Here is a 25,867-nt window from a genome sequence, read left to right as displayed (position 1 = left end):
AATAAATTTCTGTTGTTTAAATTTATACCAACCTGCATAAATCTTTGAGTAATTTAACAAATTAAATTGCACTATAACGTCGTTAAAATTTTATTTAGAACAACTAGATACAAAAATTTTTGCCTCGTTCTAGCGTAATTTCTTAACGTTAACTAGAACCCATATATAAGCAGATTGGCATTACTTATTTTGTATTAAAGTAACTTATTTAATTTATAACAATATGATTTTTAATAATAATTAAAGTGCAAAAAAGGAAGTCTTTGTATGTTTTTTAAAAAAAGTCAGTTAGCTATTTCATTAGCGTTTACGCTAGGCCTTGTTGGATGTGGTGGCGGTGATAAAGCGGCCGTTGTAGAGCCAGTTATAGCTAAGCCAGATCCTATAAAAGTAGACCCCGTAGAAGTTAACACTATCTCTCTTACAGGAAAGGTTATTGATGGTTATGTATCTGGTGCAATAGTATGGCTGGATATTGATGGCGATGGTACTTTTGATGAGCAATCAGAACCTTCTGTAGTCTCTGAAGAATCGGGTAATTATAGTTTTAATTTTACAGAAGAGCAGGCGCTGTGTGTGCCGTATTCAACTATGTATGTTGATGTACCAGTTGGCGCAATTGACGAGGATTTAGGGGAGGTAACACAAGCGTATCAAATGTCATTTCCACCCTCAATTGAGGCTTTAACTGATGAAGATATTCGAAATATATCACCTTTAACAACCGTTATTTGGGAGCAGTTGAGCCTGCAATTCCAAAAAAGTGGTAACAATAATTTAAGTTGTGATGCACTTAAAGAAAATACTGAGTTACTTGCAAACCTTCAAAGCGAAATAACAAACGTAATGCAAAACTTGGTTGCGCATTATAATTTGTCGACAGAGCAAATTTACTCAGATTTTATCGCTACTAACGACAGCGATGCTTACGACAGAGCACAAGCAATTGTTAAGGGACTAAAAGCGGCCTATAAATTCAAGCAAGAGCTAGATGCTCAGTATCCTGATGCAGAAGAAGTAAGAGCAGTGATTTACCAAGACACAGCAAAAGATGCAGAGTATGGGTTTGAAAATGCATGGTACCGCGACAAAGTTATTTTTGCAGGCGCTGAACTTATTTATGAGCAAGTAAAGCTTCAAAATACAGACGAACTCGACAAAATTGACGTTATTTTGTCTCGATTGGATTCAACAGATACGCCTTGGGGCGAAGAATCGTTAAATGGAAAATTAACAGTTAGAGACGATGTTTACATTAACGCCGATCGTACTTACCGATGCTCTAGCATTGAGAACGTTAGTTTTGAGCAAAGCAATGTGCTTTATGGCGTTGCTAATACTAGCCCATCGGTTAACTTCCCAACAGCAGATGAATGCGTTAGTGCTAATTTAGATACACCGTTCGAGCGAGGTTTTAGCATTAGCTATACTGAGTCAGGATCGTTTTACCAAACTGACTTTGCCTTTAGAGAGGAAAATGCCGACTTTCAAACATTATCTGATTGGGTAAATGTTAAAGACAAAGCTACTGACTTAGAAACTCAAGATTTAGTGACCGTACTCGCTGCTATGCCCTATGAGTTTGATGACGAAACATCTATTGATGCTAGCTTTTGGCGTAAATACAAAACCACAGACAACGTACGTATTATTAAAACAATTGAAGGGCAATGGTTTAGAGATACCCGCCGAGAAGATGGAACAATGCTGCATGAGTGCAGTGAAAATGGTGTTGACTGGGTGCAATGCGAATAATGTAAAAAGCACTTTAATAAATATTAGTTTAATGCCAGTCAGTTAATAACTGACTGGCATTTTTTTGTTTGAAAAAGCTTACTTTTATGTGCGGTTATAACTGTATACCTGATGAACTTTATTTTTAATCTGTTTTTTACTCGGGTTTACTGTAAAATTACTGGGTTAACATTTGTTAAGTGATGCTTACAATTGTTATTGCTCATTAAGTATTTAAACTAATTTAAGTAGAGCTTATGATTTTTTATATTATAGGGTTAAGTTTACTTGTTATTATTTTATGCGTTGCACTTTATGTAATTTACAGCAACGTACATAAAAGTCGGGTAAGAAAATCCAAGGAATACAACGTACTGTTTGATAAAGACACGATAGTTGATGAACTAATCACTCAACTAACAGAAAAAAATCAAACACAAGAAAACCAAGATAAAACAGCTAAAGGTAAAGAAGAAATCCTTGCAACATTTGTTGAGTTACATCGCTCTGGTAGCTTTTGCGCACATTTGAGTGAACAGGAAATTATTTACTTTGTTAAAAAGAAATTAAACATGGAGAGTAATAAAAATGGATAGCGAAAAAGCAGTCCCAGCAGTAAAAAGTGACTCATTTATGAGTCGATTTGGTCGTCGTAATGTAATTATAGTGTCATCAATTGTTGTTGTATTGGTAGTGATAGCAACCCTTACATCGCAAGTTGTTTCGTGGAATGAAGCAGATGAGCGTTTAGTACATCAATCGGCTTTTACAGGTAACTTAACCGTAATAAATCAAGCCGGCCCTTACTTAAAAGCGTTTGGTAGTACATCTGCTTATAAAAAAGTAATTTCGATTAACTTTACGGGCGATGCCGGTGCAACAGCAAGCGCAATTGTACCGCTAATACCAATTCGATTTTTAGATACCACAACAGGTGGCGCACGAGGTGTCTCTCGTTTTAGATTACCAGGCAATGTACCAGCAGCAGAGTCGGGTGCTCTACGTGGTTTACTTAAAATACACGAAGAGTTTGGTTCACAAGAAACATTAATATCTAATTTATTAATGCGTGCAACCACCGAAAATGTAAAAGCGTCGGCGCGAATGATGTCGGTAGAGCAACATTACTCTGGTGGTAATGGTCAATTAAGCCAAGATTTTGCAGATCAATTAACCAACGGTATTTTTGTTACTGAGCAAATTATTAGTACAGGTGAGCGCGATAAATCTGACGACTTAGGTAATTTAAGTAAACAGCAACGTGTCACTATTAATATTAAAATGGATGATGAGGGTAATACACTGCGTAACGCACCCATTTTAGGCGCTTACGGTATTACAGTAGTTGATGCCAGCATTATTGATATTGACTACGAAAGCAAAGTAAATGCTCGCCTTGAAGCCCAAAAGCAGGCTGCTGCTGATGAAGCGCTAGCGCGTCAAAACCTTAAAAAAGCAGAGCAACAAGCGCGTACTGAAGTGGCTTTAGGTGAACAAGCAATTGCTAAGCAACGTGCTGAATCTGAAAAGCTAAAAATAAAAGAGCAAATTGATGCTGAACGAATTAAGGCAAATGCCATTATTTCTGCGCAGCAACGAGTGGCTGTAAAAGCGGAGCTTGCGAAAGAGCAAGAAGAGATTCTAAAGCAACAACGTTTAGAAGCATTAGGTATGGACGTTTTAGCTGAGGCTCGTTTAAGAGCTAAGTCTGCTGCACTTGATCCAAAGTATGTATTTGATGAAACACTAAAAGCAGAAGTTAAAATTCAAACCGCTTTATTTACAAGCTTAGGTAATAGCCGTTTAGTGCCTGAAATTGTAATAGGCGCAGGCCAAGGCGAGCAAAGTAATGGCTCTGAATTTATGCGTTTATTAGCCGCCGATGCTGCATTAAGTCTTAAAAAGCGTTTAGAAAAAGAGAAAAAATAAACGATTAGTTAAGTATTGCACAAACAATAAAACGTTGGCTGATTCGCATTGGCCAGCGTTTTTTATTGCGTAAATTTTGTTATTGTATGGTGCGGCTTAGCTTGTGAAAACAAGCTTTTTAAATTATGAAATAAAAGAGTGAGCAGTACTTATGGACCCCAGTAATCAGTTTATTTTAGATTTAGGACAAGAGCATATTACCATCCAGCGACGATATGAAGCGCTGGGAGCGTTTAACGATTTTTTGATAGCTGTTTGGTTTTTAATTGGCAGTTTTTTCTTTTTAAATGACTCACTAATAGAAAGTGGCACATGGCTGTTTATAGCGGGCAGTGCTCAATTGCTTATAAAACCTATTTTGAAATTGATCAGCTTAGTACATGTTAGTCGGGTATTTCATTCAAATAAAACTTCATAAATAAAACACCATAAATACGACTCATGATGAGTTCAGTTATTATGGTGTTTTATTTACCAGTATAAGTTATTTAAATATCAAGGATAGAAAAAGTGAAAGTACTTAAGTGGATTGCAATTGGAATAGCTACTTTATTAATAGTAGGCTTACTAATTCCCGAAAAAATAATGATTCCGGTACAAGGTGCCACAAGTAAAGATTGGAACCATAACACGTTTTGGTACGAGCCTTGGGGTAGGTCGGGTGTGCACAAAGGAATTGATATTTTTGGCACAAAAAATACTCCCGTAGTTGCCTCAACAAGCGGTATTGTTATATTTGCAGGTGAGTTAACTCGTGGTGGTAAGGTGGTTGCGGTGCTTGGGCCTAAATGGCGCGTGCATTATTTTGCACATTTAAATAACTACTCGGTAAGTACAGGTGATGTAGTAAGCATAAACAGTCAAATCGGCTTACTGGGCGATACCGGAAATGCCGCAGGAAAACAGCCTCATGTGCATTATTCTATTTTATCGTTAGTGCCCATGCCGTGGCTTTTTACAACGCAAAACCAAGGGTGGAAAAAGATGTTTTTTTTGAGCCCACATAAAAAACTCACTGCTAAATAATAGTTTTAGCTGTTAAATCAAGATGTTTAACAGCTAGAATTAGTTAATAAGCAAGCGTGTATTTAAGCTAAAAATTAGCCTGCAACTGGGGTTTTACCCGCGCGAATATTTTTAATGCTTTTAATAAACATATAAATACAGGTAGTGATTAAACAGCCTGCTAAATAAAACACAATACCGTTGGGTGCATCAGATAAATTTGCAGCAAGCATAGGGCCAAATACCGACCCAATACTGTAACTCAAAAGCATTACCTCAGTTGCAGATACTATTTTTGCCATTGGTAATGAGTCGCACGCAAGTGTTATAGCAATCGGGTAAAGTGCAAAGCTGCATGCGCCTAGTATTAAGTAGCTTACTATTAATCCTGCTAAAGTGTTTGCTTGTAGTATACCCACAGCACCAGCTGCGCCTACTAAACAAAACATACCCATCAATAAGCTTTTTTCAAGCCGAGTAGATAAGTAACTCACAAGCGGCTGCACGACCATGCCGCCTAAGATAATAACCGCCATAAGTGTTCCTGTGTACTGAGCTTGATCAGCTTGTGCTGCAATATAGACCGGCATTAAGCCGTAAATAGGGCCCAGTAATAAGCCCGATGCTAAGCATCCGAGCATAGCTGGGTGGCTTAATGTTTTTATTTCTTTTAGTGGTAGTTTTTCAAGGTGCTGTTTTTCGGGCTGACCTTTGGTTATTAATAAAGGGGCTAAAATAGCTAAAAATAATAACGAGGCTACAAATAAATAAGGCGTTGAACCTTCGGTGCCAAGCGGCCCTATAGCAAGTTGACCTACGGCGCTGCCCCCATAAAGTGAGGTCATGTATAAACCCAAACGTTTAGCCCGCGACTTTGCTGTGTTGGTCATTAATAACCAAGACTCAACAACGACAAACACACCGGCAACAGCAACACCTGCTACAAATCGTGCAATTAACCAGTTAACGGTATTTGGCAGTGCAAGTTGTGCAAGCACGCTTGCTATTAATAGGCTTAAAAATAATATAAATGCGAAGCGATGACCCATTTTTACCACAATGCGCTCTATTGTGGTGGCGCCAATAAGTAAGCCAAAGTAAAAAATGCTCGCAAGCCAAGGCGCTAGGTTTTCATCAAGTTTAAATGCAGGTAACGACAGCGGAATAAGGCTCATTAAAAAGCCTGATGCAATAGCAAAAAATGACAGCCCGATAACGGGTGCTAAAGGGTTATTAGAGGTGCTTGTGGCGGCTGATTCGGCCATTTGTGTTTATCGACTCATCAAGGTAAATAACCACTGTTTTAAAGTTTGAGAGGTTACTTTAATAATAAAATTTGCGCGAATTTAGAGCCAAATTAAAAATAAGTAAAGTGATATTTTATTAAATAATATAAATAAATTTAAAACGATCTTTTTGGTAAATTATCGGATCTATTATGCTTTTTATTGTAGTGTTTTTATGTAGATATTGTTTTATATTTGTGAGCATTTATGTCTGAATAGAGTTTTTTGTAATGCAAGCAGATAGGCACATATCGCATGCTGCACGTCACTTTTTAAAGTTTGCGCAGCAGCACGTAGAGCAATATTTAGATACGCAGTGGGTACGTAATGAGTTACATAAATTAGATTTAAATTAGATTTAAATTAGGTTTAAAGTTAATTAATATCCGGTGTTGAGTCTCTTAAAATAAGCTTTGGCTGAAACACGTGTTTTACTGTTATGCCGCTTTTTTTATAAATGTCTTTAAGTACTAAGTTAGCCGCAGCTCGGCCCATTTCGGGAACTGGGTTATCTATAGTAGTCAGTGTTGGGTAGAGGTAATTGGTAAAAATTACGTTATCGAACCCAATAATGGCTAAATCTTTTGGTAGATTAAAACCGTGTTCGCGGGCGTATTTCATAGCACCCGATGCCATTTCGTCATTGGCACATACAAGGGCGGTTATTTGCGCTTTATTTTGAATAAAATGCCTTAAGCCGTCGCTGCCGCCGGTTTCTTTAAAGTCGCCTATGTAAAATAAGTTTTCGTCAAAGGTTAGGTTGTATTCTGCCAGAGCTTGTTTGTGACCTTTTAAACGATTTGACGCGTCTTCTTTAAACTGCGGGCCTGCTATGTACGCAATGTTTTTATGACCTTTGTTGATCATGGCTTTAGTGGCTAAGTAGCCGCCCATTACGTTGTCGAGGCTAATGCAGTTTTCTTCAATTTCTTTAACGTAGCGGCTCATCAAGTAAATAGGGGTTTTGCCTTTACTTAACTCAATTAGATACTCGTTTGATACCGCTTCTACGTGGGCAATAATAGCGTCGCAATTACGGCCTATTAAAAATTCAAAGCCGCTTTTTTCTTTTTTCTCGTCACTGTGCCCAGGCGTAATAATAACGTGTTTACCCGCAATACGAAGGTGCTCTTCAATGGCTGACATCATTTGACCAAAAAACGGACCATCCAACTCAGAAACTAGAATACCGACGCTGTTTGTAGTGCTAGACGCCAAAGAGCGAGCAATAGAACTTGGCTGATAGCCTAGCTCTTTCATTGCTTCTAATACCTTTTTTTTAGTTTTTTTGCTTACGTAGTCGTTGTCGTTAAGTACCCTTGAAACAGTTGATAAAGACACACCTGCCATTTCTGATACTTGATAAATTGTCGCCATTTATGTCCTAGCTTATATGTGTTTTTACTCGCGCTTTATAAAAATATAAAGCGCGAAGAGTCATTAAAACTTAATTTACACATTACTGCGTCTAATTGCTAAGTCTTCTGTTATTTTTTGCGTCATCGCTGAGGTTAGCGGATAAATAAGCATCAATGCGGCACCTAAAAAAGCAAATGCGGCAGGTATCCAGCTCATAAGTAACTGCATACCAGGTAGGGCTTGAGTAATTGTTAGCTCATCCATGCCGTTATAACCGTAGCCTGCAAGTACTACTAATACTAATGCACCTGCAAAACCACCACCGGTTTTTTGCACAAACGTACCCGCAGAATAAATAAGCCCTGTTGCGCGGCGTTTGTTTTTCCACTCGGAGTAGTCGGCTGAATCGCCAAGCATACTAAAGAACAATGTTGGCATCATGGCGGCAAAAAATTCAGCAGCACAACCAAAGGTAAATACTGCTACCAGGTTATCGCTAGGTACCCAGTAAAATGCAGTAGTGAGTAACCCGCTTAGCATTAATGATGCAATAAAGAGGTTTCGTTTACCCATTATTTCAGCCAGTTTACCTGTGGTAAGTGCGCCTAATATAGATACAATCAATAAGGCAATAAAGTATTGCCCAGCCATGAGTTCATTGGCTACGTGGTACTTAAAGTAGTACGCAATTACGCCGTATTTAATGCCATTAAACATCATGGTTAAAAAACCAATGCCGAGTAATACCAGCCAAGGTTTGTTGGTCAGAAGATCAACCATGTCGCGTTGTGAGCCCGTTAAGCTTTGCTTATCTTTATTGAGTAATTTTTTAATAACGAATGTCATTGCAGCCATAACAAGGGCAAAAAATACGCCGCAGTATAAATCGCGGTAATAAAAAAACAGGGTGGTAGCAAGCAAAGGTAGGATTATAAATGGCAGGCTTTTGGTTAAATCAAACAACTCTGATTTTAAATTCCCTTCATTTGAGGCGTGCGGTGTTACACGCTCTTTGGTAGTCGCAAACGTTATAATCATTAAAATAATAAGTAAGCTGGCAAATAAGTACATAGTAAGCTGATAGCCTTTGGCGTTGTCGCCGCCACCAAAAAATGCCACTAGCTCAGGTAAAAAACCCATAACCAATAAGCCACCCGTAAACGCACCTGCAAACCTAAAACCAGAGAGCTTTGTGCGCTCTGTGTCGTCGGGTGTCATAACGCCCATAAGTGCCGAGTAGGGTACGTTACTTACAGTGTAAGCAAGCGTTAAACCTATGTAGGTTACGTAGGCATAAATAAGTTTGTTGGTGGTGCTAAAGTCGGGGGTAGTAAAACACAACACCATAAACAAGCCCAAAAATGGTGCCGAGTAGAGTATCCATGGGCGAAACTTACCAAAGCGCGACTGCGTTCTGTCGGCAATCATACCCATAATAATATCGGTTACGCCATCAGATAGCCTTACCACTAAAAACAACATGGCAGCGGCAGCCGCCGATATGCCAAATGTATCGGTGTAAAACACCGCTAAATAAGCAAGCGCGCCGCGCCACACTAAGTTAGCGCCGGCATCGCCCATGGCGTAACCGACTTTTTCGTATAAAGGGAGTTTGTTCACTGTGTGTGTTCTTATTGTTATAAGCCGAAAAATTATCGGCTAGTTATTAGGTTACTGTACGCTTTACCGCTGGCTTTAACAGTTCGTTTTTGTGTGTTGTAGTCTACGTGTACTATTCCAAAGCGCTTTAAATATCCTTCTGCCCATTCAAAGTTATCCATTAGGCTCCACGCAAAGTAACCATCTACTTTTACGCCTTGCTCAGTTGCGTTATGTAGGGCATTTAAATGCTCGTGGTAATATTCAATACGGTCGTTGTCTCTCACTTCACCGTCTTTAAATTCGTCAGCCATGGCTGCGCCGTTTTCGGTAATATAAATAGGCGGTAGGGTGTATTTTTCGTTTAACGATACAAGTAATTCTGTCAGCGCTTTAGGATAAATTTCCCAGCCTATATCGGTCATTGGCGCTTTATGTGGCAGCTCATGGTAAAAGTCGGTTTCGCTTGCTTGATAATGCATGCGGGTATAAAAGTTAACCCCTAGGTAATCTAGCGGTTGAGCAATTATTTCCATGTCGCCATCTAAAATATCTGGGCGGTGGGCTTTAGGTAATTGCTTAATAATATCAGGGTATTTACCTTGCATTACAGGCTGCATGTACCATTGGTTTATATAGTCATCAGCAAATGCAGTGGCTTTTAAATCGTCTTCACTTTGGGTAACTGAGTAACAAGGCGTAAAGTTAAGTACAATACCGTTTAGTGTATTTGGGCTATTTTTAGCAAGTACTTGCATAGCCAAACCGTGACCCAGTAATAAGTGGTGCGCGGCTTTACGACCAAATTCGCGACCTACTATGCCAGGCGCATGTACGCCTATTTCGTAACCTAAGTAAGAGCTGCAAAAAGGCTCGTTTAAGGTGGCGTAAGAGTGCACACGTTCCCCAAAAGCTTTGGTAATTAAATCTGTGTAATGGGCAAATTCGTAAGCGGTGTTACGGTTTAGCCAACCGTCTTCATCTTCAATATGTTGTGGTAAATCCCAGTGGTACAGCGTTACAAAAGCTTTAATGTTACGACGGTTTAGCTCATCTAAAATGTCGGTATAAAACTTAACGCCTGTCGGGTTTAAGTGACCGCTTTTAGTCATTACGCGCGGCCACGAAATCGAAAGTCTGTAAGCGTCTACACCTAATGATTCAATTAAGTTTATATCGTCTTTCCAGCGAGTGTAGTGCTCGCAGGCTACATCGCCATTTGAATTGTCGACTATTTTGCCTTCTTTACTGCAAAAGGTATCCCAAATACATGGCAAGCGATCAGCTGCGCCGCCTTCAATTTGAAATGAGGCCGTAGCTACACCATAAGTAAAATTTTTGGCTAAAAGTGGTGAGCCACTAGGTAAAGATAATTGTTTCATTAAGAGAAAACCTCTGCTTCTTTTTTGGTAAAGTTTGCTTTGTATAGAGCGTATATTAAATTCATTATTGGAAGCGCTTCCATATTTAATTTGATTAATCACTAAGTATGGTATTTAATAACTTTAAGGAAGCGCTTCCATATTTAGGTTAGTGGCTATTGTTAAACAGGTCAATAGTTAAATTTAAATAACAAATAGGCACTCAAAAAATCACACTGACACAACACAGGGCTATAAATATGAAAAAAAGCTTAAACACTAACAGGTTACACATGCTCCCTATTTTAATAGGAGGATTGTGCGTTTTAAGTGGGTGTAACAAACAAGAGATTAACGCAAATAATAGGCAAAGCGCCGTAGTCAAAAAGGCTGAGCATGAGCAAGGTGATTTATCACTTTGGCCAACGCTTAAAAGCAAAGTAGTTAAAACGCCTGAAATTGAAAATACGATTGCACAGTACTTAAAAACAATGACGCTTGAGCAAAAAGTAGCGCAGATGATCCAACCTGAAATTCGCGATATTAGTGTTGAAGACATGCGTAAATATGGTTTTGGCTCGTATTTAAATGGCGGTGGCTCGTTCCCAAATGCTAATAAGCATGCAACGCCTGCAGATTGGATTACGCTTGCTGAGAGCATGTATAAAGCATCGGTTGATGACTCAATTGATGGCAGTAAAATTCCAACCATGTGGGGCACCGATGCCGTACATGGACATAATAATGTGATTGGTGCGACGTTATTTCCGCATAATATTGGTTTAGGTGCTGCTAATAACCCCGCATTAATTGAGCGAATTGCAGCAGCTACTGCAATAGAGGTAATGGCAACAGGCATAGATTGGGTGTTTGCACCGACTGTTGCGGTTGTGCGCGATGACCGATGGGGCAGAACGTACGAAGGCTACTCAGAAGACCCTGCAATTGTACGTGAGTATTCAGCCGCAATTGTAAACGGATTGCAAGGCAGAGCCGATGAAGACTTTTTAAGTGATAAACGCGTAATTAGTACCGTTAAGCACTTTTTAGGCGATGGCGGCACAGTAGATGGTGACGATCAAGGCGATAACATTGATAGCGAAGAGGTGTTATATAACATTCATGCGCAAGGTTATATAGGTGGCTTAGCCGCAGGTAGTCAGTCGGTTATGGCATCGTTTAATAGCTGGAATGGTAAAAAAAATCACGGCAATAAATACTTACTTACCGATGTATTAAAAACAAAAATGGGTTTTGATGGCTTTGTTGTAGGAGATTGGAACGGACACGGACAAGTTGCAGGCTGTACAAATGAAAGTTGCCCGCAGGCTGTTAATGCGGGGCTTGATATTTTTATGGTGCCAACGGGTGCTTGGAAACCACTTTATGAAAATACAATTAAACAAGTAAAAGCGGGCACAATAACAATGGCGCGAATAGATGACGCCGTAGCACGTATTTTACGCGTTAAATTACGTGCGGGTTTATTTGATAAGCCAAGCCCTGCAAATCGAAAATATTCAGGTAAATTAAAACTAATAGGTGCGCCAGCACATCGCGATATTGCCCGCCAAGCGGTACAAGAGTCGCTAGTACTGCTTAAAAACAACAACCATTTATTACCGCTTAACCCATCAAGCAACATACTTATAGCAGGCGATGCGGCCGATAACATAGGAAAGCAATCGGGCGGTTGGAGTATTACGTGGCAGGGAACTAATAATCAAAATGCAGATTTTCCTGGGGCAACGTCTATTTATGCAGGGCTAAAAACGCAAATAGATGCCGCTGGCGGTAACGCTATTTTAAGCCCAACGGGTGAGTTTAATACCAAACCCGATGTAGCCATTGTTGTATTTGGTGAAGAACCATACGCAGAGGGACATGGCGATAAAGACAACCTTGAGTTTGAACGTAACAATAAACGCTCTCTTAAAATATTAAAAACATTGAAGCAGCAAAATATACCGGTTGTTTCTGTGTTTATATCGGGCAGACCAATGTGGGTTAACAGCGAGCTAAACGCGTCAGATGCATTTGTAGCAGCATGGCTTCCTGGCACTGAAGGACAAGGCATTGCAGATGTTTTATTAGCGGATGCAAGTGGGCAGGTACGATACGACTTCAAAGGTAAATTGTCTTTCTCATGGCCTAAATCGCCACTACAAACCGCAGTAAATAAAGGCGATGCTGATTACTCACCATTATTACCCTATGGCTTTGGTTTAACGTATAAAGATGAAAGTACGCTTGCCAATAATCTAAATGAAGACTCAGGTGTTGATATTAGTAACCTTGCACCGTTATCTATATTTAATGGCAGTTTTAAAACACCGTGGCGTTTGTTTTTAAATTCAAACAGCGAGCAGCACCAAGTAGCAAGTAATAGTGTAAAGCTTGGCGGTATTACTTATCGCACTGAAGACAAAGCGATTCAAGAAGATGCGATGCAATTTAATTTTGATGGCACTGCACCCAGCTATATCGAAATTAATAGTAACTTTACCGAAGACAAAGTGGCCTACATTGAAGCAAATTCGGCCCTTAGCTTTAGCTATAAAGTAAACCAAATACCTAGCTCACAAACATACCTTGCAATGAAGTGCGAACAAGGCTGTGGCGGCGAGCTTGATATTACCCGTGATCTTGAAAATGCTGATTTAAATACATGGCAAACCATGAGCATAGATTTAACGTGTTTTGCTAAAAAGGGTGTTGATTTTGCCAGAGTAACCAGCCCTTTTATTATTAAAACGGCAGGCGAGCTTAACGTTTCAGTTGCAGATATTAGCTTTGAACCACAAGGTGCTGAAACAGCAAAAATAAAGTGTGAGTAGTAGAGTGCTTATAAGTTAAGTTTATTGTGTGTTGTCTCAAAGCCCTTAGTAATAAGGGCTTTTTTTAAAGAGGATATTTATGCTGGGCAATACTGCTTTAAAAACTCATGATGAGGCGGTAATTGGCTAACGCGCTGTTCTATTTGCTGTTTAATACCGTGTAAAAAACGGGTGAGTTCTTCATCACTCATCATGCTGGCTATTAAGTGATGTTGATTAGGCTCAATACCTTGACCAAGCATAACTTGCACCCACGAATCGACTCTAAAAATGTCGCCATCGTCTAAAAATACACGGCCGGTTTGCTTAAACAAATCAATTTTATGCTGAAGTGTTTTTGGCACCTCCATGGCGCTACAGTGTTGCCAAAACTCACTGTCATCGCGATTAGTTACTTTGTAGTGCAGCACAATAAAGTCGCGAATATTTTCAATTTCGCTTTTAAGCTGTTTGTTGTATTCGTCAATGGCGTGATTAGTTATGCCATTAAACGGAAATAAACGCATAAAGCGAATAATACCCGACATAATTAAGTGAATGCTGGTGGACTCAAGTGGCTCTACAAAACCGCTGGCAAGGCCAAGCGCTAGGCAGTTTTTGTTCCAACCTTTTAAGCGGCGCCCTGTTTTAAATTTAATAATACGTGGCTCTGTAAGCGCCTCGCCCTCAATGTTATTTAATAATAGCGCTTTGGCTTGTTCGTCATCCATATATTGGCTGCAATATACTAATCCGTTACCTACACGGTTTTGCAGCGGTATACGCCATTGCCAGCCGCTTTTGTGGGCAATAGATCGGGTAAGTGGTAATACGGTCTCGCTGGTTGATTTTGTTTGCACCGCAATGGCGCTATTACACGGTAGTAAATGCGACCAGTCTTCGTAGCCAGTATGCAATGCTTGCTCTATTAATAAGCCTCTAAAGCCAGTGCAATCAATAAAAAAATCGCCGTTAATGTGCTCGCCATTATTTAAAATCAATGATTCTATATGGCCCGTTTTAGGGTTTTTTACTACTTTTTGTATTTTACCTTCAACGCGTTTTACACCCAGTGGCTCTGAAAATTCACGTAAAAACTGCGCGTAACGCGTGGCATCCATATGGTAGGCATAGTTAATAGGGTTTTGCTGATTAAACGCAAACTTACCGGCTTTAGCCGCTTGCAGCTCGTAGCAGTAATCGCCAAATGGGTTGTTTATTCCAAGTGCTTTACCTTGCAGCCAAAAGTGATGAAATTCACCCGCCCAACATTCTTTGCCCGTTGCGCCAAATGAGTGAATATAATGCGTGTTTTCATCGCCCCAGTTTTCAAAGCTAATACCTAATTTAAAGCTTGCTTGAGTGGCTTTCATAAATGCTTGCTCGTTTATACCCAGCAATTTATGAAATGTACGAATAGGCGGAATTGTTGCTTCGCCAACACCTACAGTGCCAATATCGTCAGATTCAACAAGGGTTATGTTTATATTGTTACCAACTAGTTTAGCAAGTGCCGCTGCGGCCATCCAACCTGCAGTGCCGCCTCCAGCAATTACTACGTTTTTAACAGCGTTTGTTTTAGTCATTATGTGGCTGCCCATTATTTGATAAAAGATGATTTAAAAGCGCGCGATTACTTGGCAGTCCATTTAAGCACTGCGCTATTTTTTCGCGATTTTGCTGATAATAGTAATCCCCAGCGCGTGGGTCGTTAAATGTATTTTGTGCAGATACTGTTTGTGTATCAAAGCCCATGCCATATAAAACGTATTGGTAACTGCTTGATGAAAACACTTCTTCGTTTTCAATAAAATCAAAGCGGCTAGGGGGCTGAAATTGCCAAAGTTTAAGTAAGTTTTGCAGGCGCTCGGGCGCGGTATTTAAATTACCAATATCTTGCCAATAGGGAGTGTCGTCGCGCTCGCTTAGTACATAATGAAGTTTTAAAAATTCAATAACGCGCTGCCAACGAGTGCTAAAGCGGCTGTTAAAACGACTTGCAAGCTGGCTCATGTGGGTGCGGTTTTGCGGTAGTTGCTCGCTTATCATGCTAATTGAAAGTTCAACCATAGCAAGAGCTGACGCTTCAAGCGGCTCTAAAAAGCCAGCTGACATACCCACGGCAACACAGTTTTTAATCCAAAATTGTTCCCTGTAACCAGGGCTGAATTTTAATACACGGTAGGTAAGTTGCTCAGCTTGTTGCTCACTGGTGCTTTTGGCTATGTAGCTTTTTAGTGTATTTGTTGCGCTTTCATCACTTTGATATTTACTACTAAATACATAACCTGTACCACGGCGTGTTGGCAGGGCTATATCCCAAATCCAGCCGTTACTTTGCGCTGTAGATAGCGTAGCAGAGGCAATTGGTTGATTGATGTGTGCATTAGGTATTTGCGCCGCAACAGCGCTGTTATTAAATAAAATATGATCTTGCGCTATAAACTCACTATTAAAATTCTCACCAATTAAACGAGCACGAGAGCCTGAGCAATCTATAAATAAATCACCTGTTATATCGCCATTATTATTTGTTTTTAATGAAGCAATATAGCCATGTTCGTCGTTAATAACCTCGGTTACATCGTCAATAATATGTGTAACGTTTAGATTTTTAACACAGTGATTTTTTAAAAACTCAGCAAATTTACCCGCATCTAAATGATAGCCATAGTTGGTGACCGCTGCATATTCGGGTGTTTGTAATTGCTTTGGTGCAAGTGCTGCTTGGCATACAAAGCTTTGCATATTAACAACGTCGGCAAATTTTTGATCAGGTGCAATGCGTTGCCAACTGGCGTGTAAATTAGTGTGCTCGTAGCCTTGTGGATTCATAAAAGGGTGGTAGTAGTTTTCTCCCTCGCTGAGGTTGCGCCAATTTATAAATTTAGAACCTTGCTTAAATGATGCGTCGCACTGGGTTATAAAATCAATTTCTTTAATGCCAATGCGCTGCAGCGTGTTACGCATTGACGGCCATGTGCCTTCGCCCACACCCAATATAGGCACGTTTGCCGACTCCACTAACGTTACATTAAGGTGCGGGTGTTCGGCGGCTAATAAGCCTGCGCTTAGCCAGCCGGCAGTACCACCACCTAAAACGACTATTTTTGTTATTGGTTTGGTCATGAGTTAACACCCTAAAGTTGATAACAATTAAACTAGCATTAATACTGTTTTAAATACAAAAAAGCCGCTAGTAAAAACTAACGGCTTTACTTTGTATTACCTTTAGAAGTTGTAACGCATACCAATATTGTAACGTGCACCTAGCTGTTGTAGGTTCCACAATTGTGCTGACGTACGGCCATGTTCGCGGCTGTTTTGTTCAGTAATGTTAAGGCCTTCAACAAAAAACGATAGTTGTTCGCTGTAGTTGTACGCAACATTAAAGTCGATTTGATAATATTCTTCAGTAAAGCCTGGCTCGTTTACGTATCGAGCTGCGCTATTTAAAAACTTATCACGCCAGTTGTAAGCAATACGTGCTTGAAAATCATCGTTTTCGTACATTGCAATAAAGTTAGCTGTATCGCTTAAACCCACTAGTGCAAATTGTGTTGTAGTAGGGTCAGCGTTTACATCAAAGTCTATGTCGCCATTAACTGTGGTGTAGTTTGCTTGCACACCAAAACCGCTTTCACCAAAAAAGTGCTGAAAGGCAATTTCAAAACCATCAATGGTGGCATTTTTATTGTTGGTAGGTACTTGCGCTGTAAATTCTAGTAATGGGTCATCGCTGTTAGCAATTACATCGTAAGCGGCTTCAAACTCTTCGTAGGTCATAGAGTCAAAATCAACGCCATTTTCTGTTGCGGCAACCATTTGAAATAAGTTTGAATCGGTTAGAGCAAGTCCGCGAGATTCTAGCTCAGCAATGGCAGCTTGTGCGCGAGGACCCGCTGTTGCATCGCGTAATCCGTAGTAGTTTTGCGTCATTGGTGTTAAACCAATAAAGTTTTCGATGTCTTTAGTGTAATAACCTACCGACACATAACTTGTTTCTGCAAAGTACCACTCAGCCGATACATCAATATTATCTGATTCAAGCGGCACTAAACCAGGATTACCCGTTGACGCTGTAGCCGGTGAAGAACCCGCTAAAAGAGTAGGGGCACCTGGTACACCAACAGTCGCTGCTGAACTTAAGTTATCGTAAGTTGGGCGAGCAATTGTCGTGCTATAAGAAAAACGCGCTTTTACGTTTTCAATTACTTCTATGTCAAAGTCAAAGCTTGGTAAAAAGTGATCGTAGCTAGATTTAAGCGTGAAATCTTCTTTAGCTGAGCCAAAACGAACATTAAAGTCGTTATTACCTTCCCACGCTACTGCGTTAGGTAAATCGATATTAGCCGTTGAGGTAATGTCGGTAGACTCTTGGCGCGCGCCAATAACAATGTTGTATGGCATATCGCCAATGTAACCATTGTAAGTAAATTGCACAAACGCAGCGGTTATGTCTTCTTCAATGGTGCGGTTTGTTGCAAATGCGCCATCGGCTGCAAAGTTAAAACCGTATTCTTCACCTGCCCAGTAACCAATTTGAGATGCGCTGCCAGTATAACCTTGGTCGAACGAGCCCGATGTATCGTAGTCGTCAAACTCAGCTAAAAAGTTTGTTGGGTTTAAGTAGCCATCAGGTAGTTCGCCTGGGTTTTCTATACCCCAGTTACCCATTGTATTACGTGTAAGTGATTGCAGTGAATGGCTTTCCATAGAGCGAGACTCTATACCAAAGTCAATTGCGCCGTTTTCAATTTCGTATTTACCATGGATTCTAAATTCTGTGATTTCAGATTCTTGGCGAGCAAAGTTAGAATCTAAAATAGACGTACCCACATCAGAGGCATCTAACGTGTTATTACAATTTAGGTTATCTCGGCGGCAATCATCAAAATCGATACTCATTGATGGAAGCTCGCGGCTAAAATCAACTTCTTGTGCGTTAACTACGTTTGCGCCTAAGCCTGCGTTTACCCAGCTGCCGTAAGGTGCATCTGGTTTGCTAGTGGCTTTTGAATTGTGCGCATCAAACATAAAGCTCAATTCTGAATTGAAATAGTATTCAACGTTTAAACCAATAGAATCGTTTTGGTTAACTTGGTTTAGCTCTTGAAACGCTAAACCTAAATCGCGTGTTTGCTGATCGCGACGTTCTTCTCGGTAATAAATAGGGGTTTTTACCGTGTTGTCGTCAAATGTTAGCGCGCTTTTGTAGTTATCCATCCAAATTGATTGCTCAGCACGGGCTTCGAATAAATCTTGCTTAGAATATGTGTAATCAAGCGTGGCTGTTAAATCATCAATTGGGCTGTATTGCAGCGTTAATTGCGCGTTTGTACGAGTACGTTCTCTGTCGGCAATGGTGTAGCGCAAATCTGATGGCATTGAATAAAGCTGGCCAACGGCGGGTGCATTAGTTAAAACAATATCGTCTGCAGCTTGTGGGATTGTGCCGTCAAAAGCAGATGTGTTCCATTGATTTACAAACGCACCTGTTGATGAGCTATCGCGCTGTTGCATGCTTGCAGTTAACGAGGCACCAAATTTAGCTTCACTGTCGGTCCAGCTAATTAAGCCCGAAAGCTCAGGTGTTATGTCATCACCAACGCGGTTTGTTGAGTCGTGTAATGCTTTTACGCCAATGCTTGAAACAAAGCCTGGGTTATCAAGTGGGCGAGCCGTATTAATATTAATTGTTGCGCCAATACCACCTGATGCAATGCTAGCTTTACCCGTTTTATATACTTCAACCGATTTAACGCTATCAGACGCTAAGTTTGCAAAATCAAATGCACGAGAGCTGGGTGTACCACCGCCTGCAGGCAAAGATGCCGCCGGCATTGTACGCCCGTTTAGGGTTACCATATTGTAGTCGGGGCCAAAACCACGAACCGTTACTTTAGAGCCTTCACCATTTGAGCGATCAATCGACACACCCGTAATACGCTGTAGCGACTCGGCTAAGTTGGTATCGGGGAATTTACCAATATCTTCAGCTGATATAGCATCTACAACACCAGCGGCGTCGCGTTTTAAACGAGTCGACTCTTTAATACTGCTTTTAAAACCAGTAACTTGGATTACTTCAACATCTGTATTTGCTTCTTGTGCATATACAGGCAAAGAGATTGATGCACCTAAAATCAGAGATAGGCTGGTCGCTATCTTTGTTTTTCTTACAATATGGTTGGACATTCGGTTTCCCTCGCGCTTTTATCATTATTATTAACAGCTTGTATGGGGCTGTTATTGTGTAGTTATAAACATTGTCAAATGTGTGGAAGCGCTTCCAGAAAGGTCTGTTTAACTAGAATTTGTGGAAGCGCTTCCAGAAATGCTAGTTTATATTTTGAATAGGGTCAACTGTTGTTTTAATAAAATGAGACTAAATTGTTTTTAAAATGTATGTTTTTTGGATTTAATTTTATTTAAATTATAAATTACAATTGGTTATAAAAAGCCGTTTGAAATAGTGCTGTAACAACATTTTATTATAAGAAAACCAATTATTGATTAATTTAGTTATTTACATATTTTTATAAGGTGTTTAAATCAGCTTTAAATACTAGCTAAAATTAATAAATCGGCCGTTGGTCACTCAACAAAAAATAGGTACATTTGCTAACTTAGCGAAAATGCCGATGTAGTGATTATGTACAACGCAATTGATGAAAACGCATCAAGCGGCGGTTCTATCTCAGTTTATGAATCGGTCATTAAAAACCAGTAGTTGTTTAAAAAATCGTTAATTAAATCACTAAAAAGTAACGTAGTTTTTGCAGAAGATGGTTTAAAAATAAACTTATAAAGTATTGCGCATAAGGTGTTGCGAGTCGCTAGTTTTATCGCTATTTTAAAGGCTCTCTCATAGATGGATTTTATTATGCGCATTAAATTTTTAGCGAGCTTTTATTCTTTCTTCTTGTTTGCTCTGTTTGGTTGTGACGACCAAAGTATGGCAATTCAAGGTAGTCCTCAGCTAAATAATAATGTAAGTAACTCACCCTCTAATCTCAAAGTAAACACGCCTTCAGCAGCTCAAACACACGAACCCGCTTTAGTGGTCGGTATGCTAGCAACACATTGTAATAGTAATGAAGCAGCCTACATTAACGCAAAAATGCATAAAGTTGTGCGTAACCCAGATGAAAATACAGCCTACAAGTTAGAGCCTACCGATAAAGTGCTTTCTATTTGCGTTGCAAAAGATGACTCATCGCTTAGTTATCGATTTGGTAAAGTTAATGACATAGGGCTTGAAAAAGAAGCAACACCAGATGCACCATTTGGTAGTTACTACAGGCAAGTAGGGCGTATTGGCGAGAGTATTTTATTTTTTAGTAACGGCGAATATCACTACTATATTATTAACTCAGGCGGTATGGGCAGCGGTGTAACCGTTAATGTTTATAAAAACGATACATTAATAACTGAGTTGTTTTCGGGTAATGATCCTTACGATGATTTTGTTATAGCAACCGATTTAAATTTCCCTAAAAAATTGGTTATCGAAAAACAGCCATTTAATAAGCAAATGCAGTAAATAATGACTCCACAGCAGCAAAACGTAATAGAGCAAGGGCATTGGTTTAAAAACCGTAGCGCTTATTTAAAAAGCTTTTTACTAACGCAGGGCAAAACGCTCTCGCTAAAGGCTCAGCAGTCATTATTTTTGCGAGGTGATAAGCACGATGGAATTTATGCAGTGCTTAGCGGCGTGGTGCGTATTAGTGGCGTAAGTAACGAAGGCAAAGAAGCCGTATTGAGCTTTATTGATTCATCACTGTGGTTTGGCGAAGTTACCTTGTTTGATGGTGGCCTGCGCACTCACGATGTATATGCACAAACTGATGTTGTGCTTTTTTACGTGCCCCAACGCGCGCTTGAACAGCTATTAAACGAACAGCCACAATATTGGCAAGAGTTTGGTTTATTGCTGGCACAAAAGTTACGCCTAATGTTTACCTCAATGGAAGATCACGCATTACTAAGCGCTGAGCAAAAAGTATGCAATCGACTTTTAATGCTTAGCGAACATACAGAGCACTTAACACCGCTTGTTTTATCTCAGCAGCAACTTGCTGATATGACCTACCTAACGCGCCAAACTATTAATCAAATACTGCAACAGCTTGTTAGCTTACAAGCTATTAGTTTGGGGTATCAACGCATAACTGTTTTAGATAAACAAAAGTTACAGGCCCGTGCTACACAAGCTTAAATAGAAGCTGCTTTATTTAGTTGGAACCAAAATTGCTACATAATATGTAATGCAACAATGGATTTGAGCTAATGACTACAATAACCTTTAAAAATCAATATAGTAATTATAACTCTCCAACAGTAAATAAAGCGGCAGGTTCAAGCGAAGTTGCGGCAACTAATACCCTCCCTAATGAAAAACCAAATGGTGTTAAAGGCATAAGCTCAACGCCTAAAGATCAAACGTTTTTAGAAAGTGCCCAAGAAGCGCTGGTTTATCAGCGCTTAGGTGTAAACAAAGACAAAATAGACGAGCTAAAAGCGACAATAGAAGAGCTCATTAAAGAACAGCAAAGTGAGGGCGCAGACCCTAGCGCAATTGCTGATAAAATAGAGGAACTTCAAAAAATGCTTGAGCAAGAGTATCAAAAAGGGCGCGAGCGAACGGATATGCAAGGTGAGCATGAGCCGGGTAAAATAATTTCTGCATTTGTTTAATTTACAAAATGTCGGATACCTGACATTGTTGTTGTGTCTACTTTTGCTAAAGTAAGTTTTATATATAAAAATAAAGGCAAAACAATGAAAACACTTCAACAGCAGCTTGGTAAATATGGTTTATATCATCGTTCTAAGCGTAATGTACTAACGCACTTTATTGGTATTCCGCTCATTGTATTTGCGGCGTTGTGTTTACTAGCACGTATTCAAATCCCCCTTGGTAGTGTAGTAATTGATGGCGCACAACTTTTTGTATTAGCGTCGGTTGTTTATTATTTTATGCTAAGCTTTTCGCTTGGCTTTATTATGGCCGTGATATTTACTTTACTCCTTGTTGCTGCTCAGCCTATTGCGGCAATGGCGTTTTGGCCTTGGTTGAGTATTGGCGTAGGTGTGTTTGTATTTGGTTGGGTATTACAGTTTATTGGGCATTATTACGAAGGTAAAAAACCGGCGTTTGTAGATGATCTAATTGGTTTAATTATAGGCCCTTTGTACGTAACTGTTGAACTACTATTTTTAATGGGTTTTTACAAAACATTAGAAGATGAAGTAAACGCGATAGCAGGTCCTACAAAGGCGTAAAATACTTTACTAAGTACCTTTATAAAACCTAATAAATAACAATAAAAGGGCAGATAACGCATGCAATATAATAATAAAACCGTGTGGATCACCGGGGCATCGTCAGGTATTGGTAAAGAGCTTGCTATACAATTTGCCGAGCTTGGAGCGCGCGTTATTTTATCGGCGCGCAATGTAGATAAACTAAACGATTTAAAAGCAACGCTTAAAGGCGAAGGGCACTTAGTTATGCCGCTGGACTTAGCTCAGCCAGAGCATGTACTGAGTACAGTAACAGCAAAAATGAACGATCTTCCTGCAATAGATATTTTAATTAATAACGGCGGCGTATCGCAGCGCAGTTTATTTTTAGAAAACGATTTTAACGTGTATCGCCAATTAATGGAGGTTAATTACTTTGGCTTAATTGCACTTACTAAAGCTGTATTACCTACTATGGTGGCAAGGCGCAGTGGTTCAATTGTGTCTATTAGTAGTGTGGCGGGTAAAGTAGGTTCAAAATTTAGAACGGGTTATTCGGGTTCTAAATATGCGGTGGTTGGTTTTATGGATTGCCTACGTGCAGAAGTAGCACAACATAACATTCATTGTTTAACAATTTGCCCAGGCTCTATTAAAACAGCAATTGCGCATAATTCACTAAACGAGCAAGGCATAGCGCAAAATAAACCAGAAGAGTCGATAGAAAATGGGATGGATGTAAGCGTAGCGGCTTCAAAAATGATTCGTGCCATTAGCGATAAAAAAGACGAAGTGATTATTGGCAAAGGTTTAAGTGGTTGGGCGCCCACAATTAAGCGCTTTTTTCCTACTTTGTTTAATCGCATTACTGCAAAAACAAACTATAGGTAGCGTCGTTTATTTCAAAGGCGTAAAATGCCGTAAATTTGATCAATTTAGAAAAGGATTCTAAATGAAGTATTTATGGCTGAGCCTGTTTTTTATTGTATTAATTTGGTCTGGTATTAACCCAAAAGATCAATTTACATGGCTGCTTGAAGTTATCCCCGCAATTATTGGTTTAGTGCTGCTAGCAAGTACCTATAGTCACTTTAAACTTACTCCTATTTTATATACATTTATTTTAGCGCATTGCATTGTGCTGATGATTGGCGGGCATTACACCTACGCCGAAGTCCCTTTGTTCGATAACCTATTTGGTAGCGAGCGTAATAACTACGACAAAGTAGGGCACTTTTTTCAAGGGTTTGTACCTGCACTACTAGCACGCGAAATTTTACTGCGCAAAAAAGTAGTAAATGGTAGAGGCTGGTTAATCACCTTTGTTATTTCGGTATGTTTGGCATTTAGCGCCTTTTACGAATTAATAGAGTGGTTGGTTGCAGTGTTAAGCGGCGAAAACGCAGAAGCATTTTTAGGCACGCAAGGTTACGTGTGGGATACCCAATCAGATATGGGACTGGCGTTATTTGGGGCTATTTGCTCGTTGTTAATGCTTTCAAAAGTACACGACAAACAGCTTAAAAACGTTAAAGATTATCTATAGGCTATAGGAACGTTAAAGACTATATAGAAACGCTTATAAAATATTAATAAAAGACTATTAACTTATGACTGCAAACACTAGTGATTACTCAATCAGCACAGATAAAAGTAAACTTAACTTTAACGTTATTTATAACTTTATTGCTAATAGCTATTGGGCCAAAGGCATTCCTAAAAGCGTGATGCAATCGGCTATTGATAACTCAATGTGCTTTGGTGTTTACAGCGCTCATAACGAGCAAGTTGGATTTGCCCGAGTAGTTACCGATAAAGCAACCTTTGCCTATTTAGCCGATGTATTTATTGCCCCGCACTTGCAAGGTAATGGGCTGAGTAAGTTACTTATTAAAACAATAGTAGAGCACCCTGAGCTACAAGGGCTCAGGCGCTTTTTATTAGCAACTTCTGATGCACATGGTCTTTATGCACAATACGGGTTTAAACCGATAGACAACCCCGCACTACTAATGCAAATAAATCCTGAGAATGTGTATGGTGATAGTAAGTAGAGAGTACTTTCTAAAGTGGGGTTATTATTTTTATGATTCACTATATAGCTAATTAGTAAGCTGTTTTTTGATGTTATAAACTTTTTGGCGGTAGATATTAATACTCTTTTAAATACGATATTTTTTCTTCATTGATAGAGCATAAGAAAGTACAAATAGAGCCACCCACCAAGCAGCAAATACCCACAATCCAGGCTTAAGTTCACACCATTCTTTAATGTTAATAACACCATATATAAACAAACCTAGAGAGATGAGTGGTAAAATAAATAAGGAGTAAAAAAGATATTTAATAAAGTTTGATAGAAGTTTTTGATACAGTTTATGCTCATTATCAGAGCGAAACTCGATCATTAAAAAAATACATTGTGAAGATATAAGCAAAAGTATTACTTGTAATAAACACCAGCCTAAAGCCGCCAAAATTGCGATCCATTGCATTGTCATTTTCGTTTTCCTTACCTTTTTACTTTAACAGATTGCTATAAAGCTATTGGTATATTTTACCTTTGTGTTTTAACCAACCACCAACATGATATCCGTTGGGATCTTTATGAGTCCAGTGTACTACGGCCACTTTTTTATTCCACTCATACTCTCTATAAAATTGAACATTATCACTTTTCGAAATCAATTTAATTTTTGGGGCTAGGTCAATGTTATGTGCGATTAAAATAGTAATGCTGAACTTAATTTAAGAATAAACTTTTGATGACGCCAGCCTTTATTATCGACGTTTAATATAGGAATCTTTTCGTCAACGACTGAGCATTAACGGATGAATATCAAGCGTCTTAGCAACCTTCTTTATCAAGACATCGTCTCGTAAGCTTAGTTCGACTGCTTTGATTTTGAAATTAACTGGGTAAAACCGTGTCTTTCTAGCTTGAGTATATCTAGGCATTTTAGTCTCCTCATAGTGATGAGGAGGTGTCCACTAAAACGGGTGAGGAGCAGTCCTTGTTGATTTGCCTTGTTATATGTTTATTTGCTGGAGTAGTGCTCAATAGAGTTCCTAAGCATATCCTCATACATTTCAATATACTCTGTAATATTAGCTTCGAGGTTGTTTGGGGATGATTTATCAAGAATGTTTTGAGCATTGTAGCAAGCGGTAGCAAATAGCATTGAAGAGCTTGCTTGAGACATTGAAGTCTCAGTTTCAACTTCAATCGCTTTTTCTAAATACCGGCCGACTACTTCTTCAAATTTTTCATCCATACTCTGAACATTCCCTAAACATATAATAGCTTTATCAGAGGACACTTTCCTCTTTTTATGAGCAAAGTATGTCCTCTTAGTTATTTTTAATAGTAATAGCAAATCTTGTAACACATTGCCAGTTATAAACTTTCAGGCGGGTTGTTCTTTTAATGATATGCACAAATGAGGAAAACGTCCTCATTTTTTGACTTAGGAGGAAAAACGCCAGTACTGTACGTAAATGTAGCAATTACATATTTAAAATGAAA

At 39.4% G+C, this 25,867-nt stretch carries 23 protein-coding genes and 2 pseudogenes; 14 read left to right on the top strand and 11 right to left on the bottom strand.

Features of this window, described 5'->3' with window-relative positions:
* Positions 1 to 267: 267 nt before the first annotated feature.
* From H5126_RS08320 to H5126_RS08300, 5 genes are all read left to right on the top strand, one after another.
* Positions 268 to 1,755, top strand: coding sequence for a hypothetical protein (locus tag H5126_RS08320; RefSeq protein ID WP_182721430.1), 1,488 nt, complete (start codon positions 268 to 270; stop codon positions 1,753 to 1,755).
* Positions 1,756 to 1,991: 236 nt separating this feature from the next.
* Positions 1,992 to 2,330: a hypothetical protein gene (locus H5126_RS08315; protein WP_024595217.1), complete on the top strand. Its 339-nt coding sequence runs from the start codon at positions 1,992 to 1,994 to the stop codon at positions 2,328 to 2,330.
* Positions 2,323 to 3,663, top strand: a complete 1,341-nt coding sequence (locus H5126_RS08310; RefSeq protein ID WP_002961828.1) for an SPFH domain-containing protein — start codon at positions 2,323 to 2,325, stop codon at positions 3,661 to 3,663. Before H5126_RS08315 ends, H5126_RS08310 begins: the two co-directional genes overlap by 8 nt.
* Positions 3,664 to 3,814: 151 nt before the next feature.
* The gene (locus H5126_RS08305; RefSeq protein ID WP_165742813.1) at positions 3,815 to 4,081 is read left to right on the top strand and encodes a YrhK family protein; all 267 of its coding nucleotides are present in this window, start codon (positions 3,815 to 3,817) and stop codon (positions 4,079 to 4,081) included.
* Positions 4,082 to 4,173: 92 nt separating this feature from the next.
* Positions 4,174 to 4,689, top strand: coding sequence for a M23 family metallopeptidase (locus tag H5126_RS08300; protein WP_182721431.1), 516 nt, complete (start codon positions 4,174 to 4,176; stop codon positions 4,687 to 4,689).
* 74 nt (positions 4,690 to 4,763) lie between these two features.
* Here H5126_RS08300 and H5126_RS08295 read toward each other — a convergent pair whose 3' ends face one another.
* Positions 4,764 to 5,933 carry an MFS transporter gene (locus tag H5126_RS08295; protein WP_182721432.1) on the bottom strand — a complete coding sequence of 390 codons (1,170 nt, stop codon included), beginning with the start codon at positions 5,931 to 5,933 and terminating at the stop codon, positions 4,764 to 4,766.
* Positions 5,934 to 6,175: 242 nt separating this feature from the next.
* Here H5126_RS08295 and H5126_RS08290 point away from each other — a divergent pair.
* Positions 6,176 to 6,310 (top strand): annotated as a pseudogene (locus H5126_RS08290) (LysR family transcriptional regulator); the annotation flags it as partial.
* 19 nt (positions 6,311 to 6,329) lie between these two features.
* Here H5126_RS08290 and H5126_RS08285 read toward each other — a convergent pair.
* The 3 genes from H5126_RS08285 to H5126_RS08275 all read right to left on the bottom strand — a co-directional run bounded on the left by H5126_RS08285 (position 6,330) and on the right by H5126_RS08275 (position 10,294).
* Positions 6,330 to 7,331 carry a LacI family DNA-binding transcriptional regulator gene (locus H5126_RS08285; protein WP_007583313.1) on the bottom strand — a complete coding sequence of 334 codons (1,002 nt, stop codon included), beginning with the start codon at positions 7,329 to 7,331 and terminating at the stop codon, positions 6,330 to 6,332.
* 75 nt (positions 7,332 to 7,406) lie between these two features.
* Positions 7,407 to 8,933 (bottom strand): MFS transporter, encoded by a 1,527-nt coding sequence (locus H5126_RS08280; RefSeq protein ID WP_182720433.1) that lies wholly within the window; start codon positions 8,931 to 8,933, stop codon positions 7,407 to 7,409.
* A 32-nt stretch (positions 8,934 to 8,965) separates the two neighbouring features.
* Positions 8,966 to 10,294: a GH1 family beta-glucosidase gene (locus H5126_RS08275; protein ID WP_182720434.1), complete on the bottom strand. Its 1,329-nt coding sequence runs from the start codon at positions 10,292 to 10,294 to the stop codon at positions 8,966 to 8,968.
* Positions 10,295 to 10,533: 239 nt separating this feature from the next.
* On the opposite strand from H5126_RS08275, the gene H5126_RS08270 reads away from it, so the two are divergent.
* A complete protein-coding gene (locus H5126_RS08270) occupies positions 10,534 to 13,110 on the top strand; it encodes an exo 1,3/1,4-beta-D-glucan glucohydrolase (protein WP_182720435.1) in 2,577 nt (858 codons plus the stop codon).
* A 77-nt stretch (positions 13,111 to 13,187) separates the two neighbouring features.
* Here the strand turns inward: H5126_RS08270 and H5126_RS08265 are convergent, their stop codons facing one another.
* From H5126_RS08265 to H5126_RS08255, 3 genes are all read right to left on the bottom strand, one after another.
* Complete coding sequence (locus H5126_RS08265; RefSeq protein ID WP_182720436.1) at positions 13,188 to 14,675, bottom strand: tryptophan halogenase family protein; 1,488 nt, start codon at positions 14,673 to 14,675, stop codon at positions 13,188 to 13,190.
* A complete protein-coding gene (locus tag H5126_RS08260; protein ID WP_182720437.1) occupies positions 14,668 to 16,218 on the bottom strand; it encodes a tryptophan halogenase family protein in 1,551 nt (516 codons plus the stop codon). Before H5126_RS08260 ends, H5126_RS08265 begins: the two co-directional genes overlap by 8 nt.
* Positions 16,219 to 16,320: 102 nt before the next feature.
* Positions 16,321 to 19,287 (bottom strand): TonB-dependent receptor, encoded by a 2,967-nt coding sequence (locus H5126_RS08255; protein WP_182720438.1) that lies wholly within the window; start codon positions 19,285 to 19,287, stop codon positions 16,321 to 16,323.
* A 676-nt stretch (positions 19,288 to 19,963) separates the two neighbouring features.
* On the opposite strand from H5126_RS08255, the gene H5126_RS08250 reads away from it, so the two are divergent.
* The 7 genes from H5126_RS08250 to H5126_RS08220 all read left to right on the top strand — a co-directional run bounded on the left by H5126_RS08250 (position 19,964) and on the right by H5126_RS08220 (position 24,395).
* Positions 19,964 to 20,635: a hypothetical protein gene (locus H5126_RS08250; RefSeq protein WP_182720439.1), complete on the top strand. Its 672-nt coding sequence runs from the start codon at positions 19,964 to 19,966 to the stop codon at positions 20,633 to 20,635.
* Between the two features lie 3 nt (positions 20,636 to 20,638).
* Positions 20,639 to 21,313, top strand: a complete 675-nt coding sequence (locus H5126_RS08245; protein ID WP_182711610.1) for a Crp/Fnr family transcriptional regulator — start codon at positions 20,639 to 20,641, stop codon at positions 21,311 to 21,313.
* 71 nt (positions 21,314 to 21,384) lie between these two features.
* Positions 21,385 to 21,792: a hypothetical protein gene (locus tag H5126_RS08240; protein ID WP_182720440.1), complete on the top strand. Its 408-nt coding sequence runs from the start codon at positions 21,385 to 21,387 to the stop codon at positions 21,790 to 21,792.
* Positions 21,793 to 21,876: 84 nt separating this feature from the next.
* Positions 21,877 to 22,380, top strand: a complete 504-nt coding sequence (locus H5126_RS08235; protein WP_182715776.1) for a DUF962 domain-containing protein — start codon at positions 21,877 to 21,879, stop codon at positions 22,378 to 22,380.
* Positions 22,381 to 22,440: 60 nt separating this feature from the next.
* Positions 22,441 to 23,232, top strand: a complete 792-nt coding sequence (locus H5126_RS08230) for an SDR family oxidoreductase (protein WP_182720441.1) — start codon at positions 22,441 to 22,443, stop codon at positions 23,230 to 23,232.
* Positions 23,233 to 23,293: 61 nt separating this feature from the next.
* Positions 23,294 to 23,887, top strand: a complete 594-nt coding sequence (locus H5126_RS08225; protein ID WP_182720442.1) for a DUF2238 domain-containing protein — start codon at positions 23,294 to 23,296, stop codon at positions 23,885 to 23,887.
* Positions 23,888 to 23,951: 64 nt separating this feature from the next.
* Complete coding sequence (locus tag H5126_RS08220) at positions 23,952 to 24,395, top strand: GNAT family N-acetyltransferase (RefSeq protein ID WP_182720443.1); 444 nt, start codon at positions 23,952 to 23,954, stop codon at positions 24,393 to 24,395.
* 108 nt (positions 24,396 to 24,503) lie between these two features.
* Here H5126_RS08220 and H5126_RS08215 read toward each other — a convergent pair whose 3' ends face one another.
* The 4 genes and pseudogenes from H5126_RS08215 to H5126_RS08200 all read right to left on the bottom strand — a co-directional run bounded on the left by H5126_RS08215 (position 24,504) and on the right by H5126_RS08200 (position 25,616).
* Positions 24,504 to 24,842 carry a hypothetical protein gene (locus tag H5126_RS08215; RefSeq protein WP_024597909.1) on the bottom strand — a complete coding sequence of 113 codons (339 nt, stop codon included), beginning with the start codon at positions 24,840 to 24,842 and terminating at the stop codon, positions 24,504 to 24,506.
* Positions 24,843 to 24,885: 43 nt separating this feature from the next.
* On the bottom strand, positions 24,886 to 25,029 hold the full coding sequence (locus H5126_RS21705) for a DUF3465 domain-containing protein (RefSeq protein WP_232007048.1): 144 nt from the start codon (positions 25,027 to 25,029) through the stop codon (positions 24,886 to 24,888).
* Between the two features lie 126 nt (positions 25,030 to 25,155).
* A pseudogene (locus tag H5126_RS08205) lies at positions 25,156 to 25,299 on the bottom strand (IS3 family transposase); the annotation flags it as partial.
* An 80-nt stretch (positions 25,300 to 25,379) separates the two neighbouring features.
* Positions 25,380 to 25,616, bottom strand: coding sequence for a DUF3144 domain-containing protein (locus H5126_RS08200; RefSeq protein WP_024600116.1), 237 nt, complete (start codon positions 25,614 to 25,616; stop codon positions 25,380 to 25,382).
* Positions 25,617 to 25,867: the final 251 nt, after the last annotated feature.

The sequence above is a fragment of the Pseudoalteromonas sp. SG45-3 genome, assembly GCF_014164075.1.
Lineage (GTDB): Bacteria > Pseudomonadota > Gammaproteobacteria > Enterobacterales > Alteromonadaceae > Pseudoalteromonas > Pseudoalteromonas distincta.
Note: the sequence above shows the minus strand (reverse complement) of the source record. Positions and strands in the feature narration are given on the sequence as shown.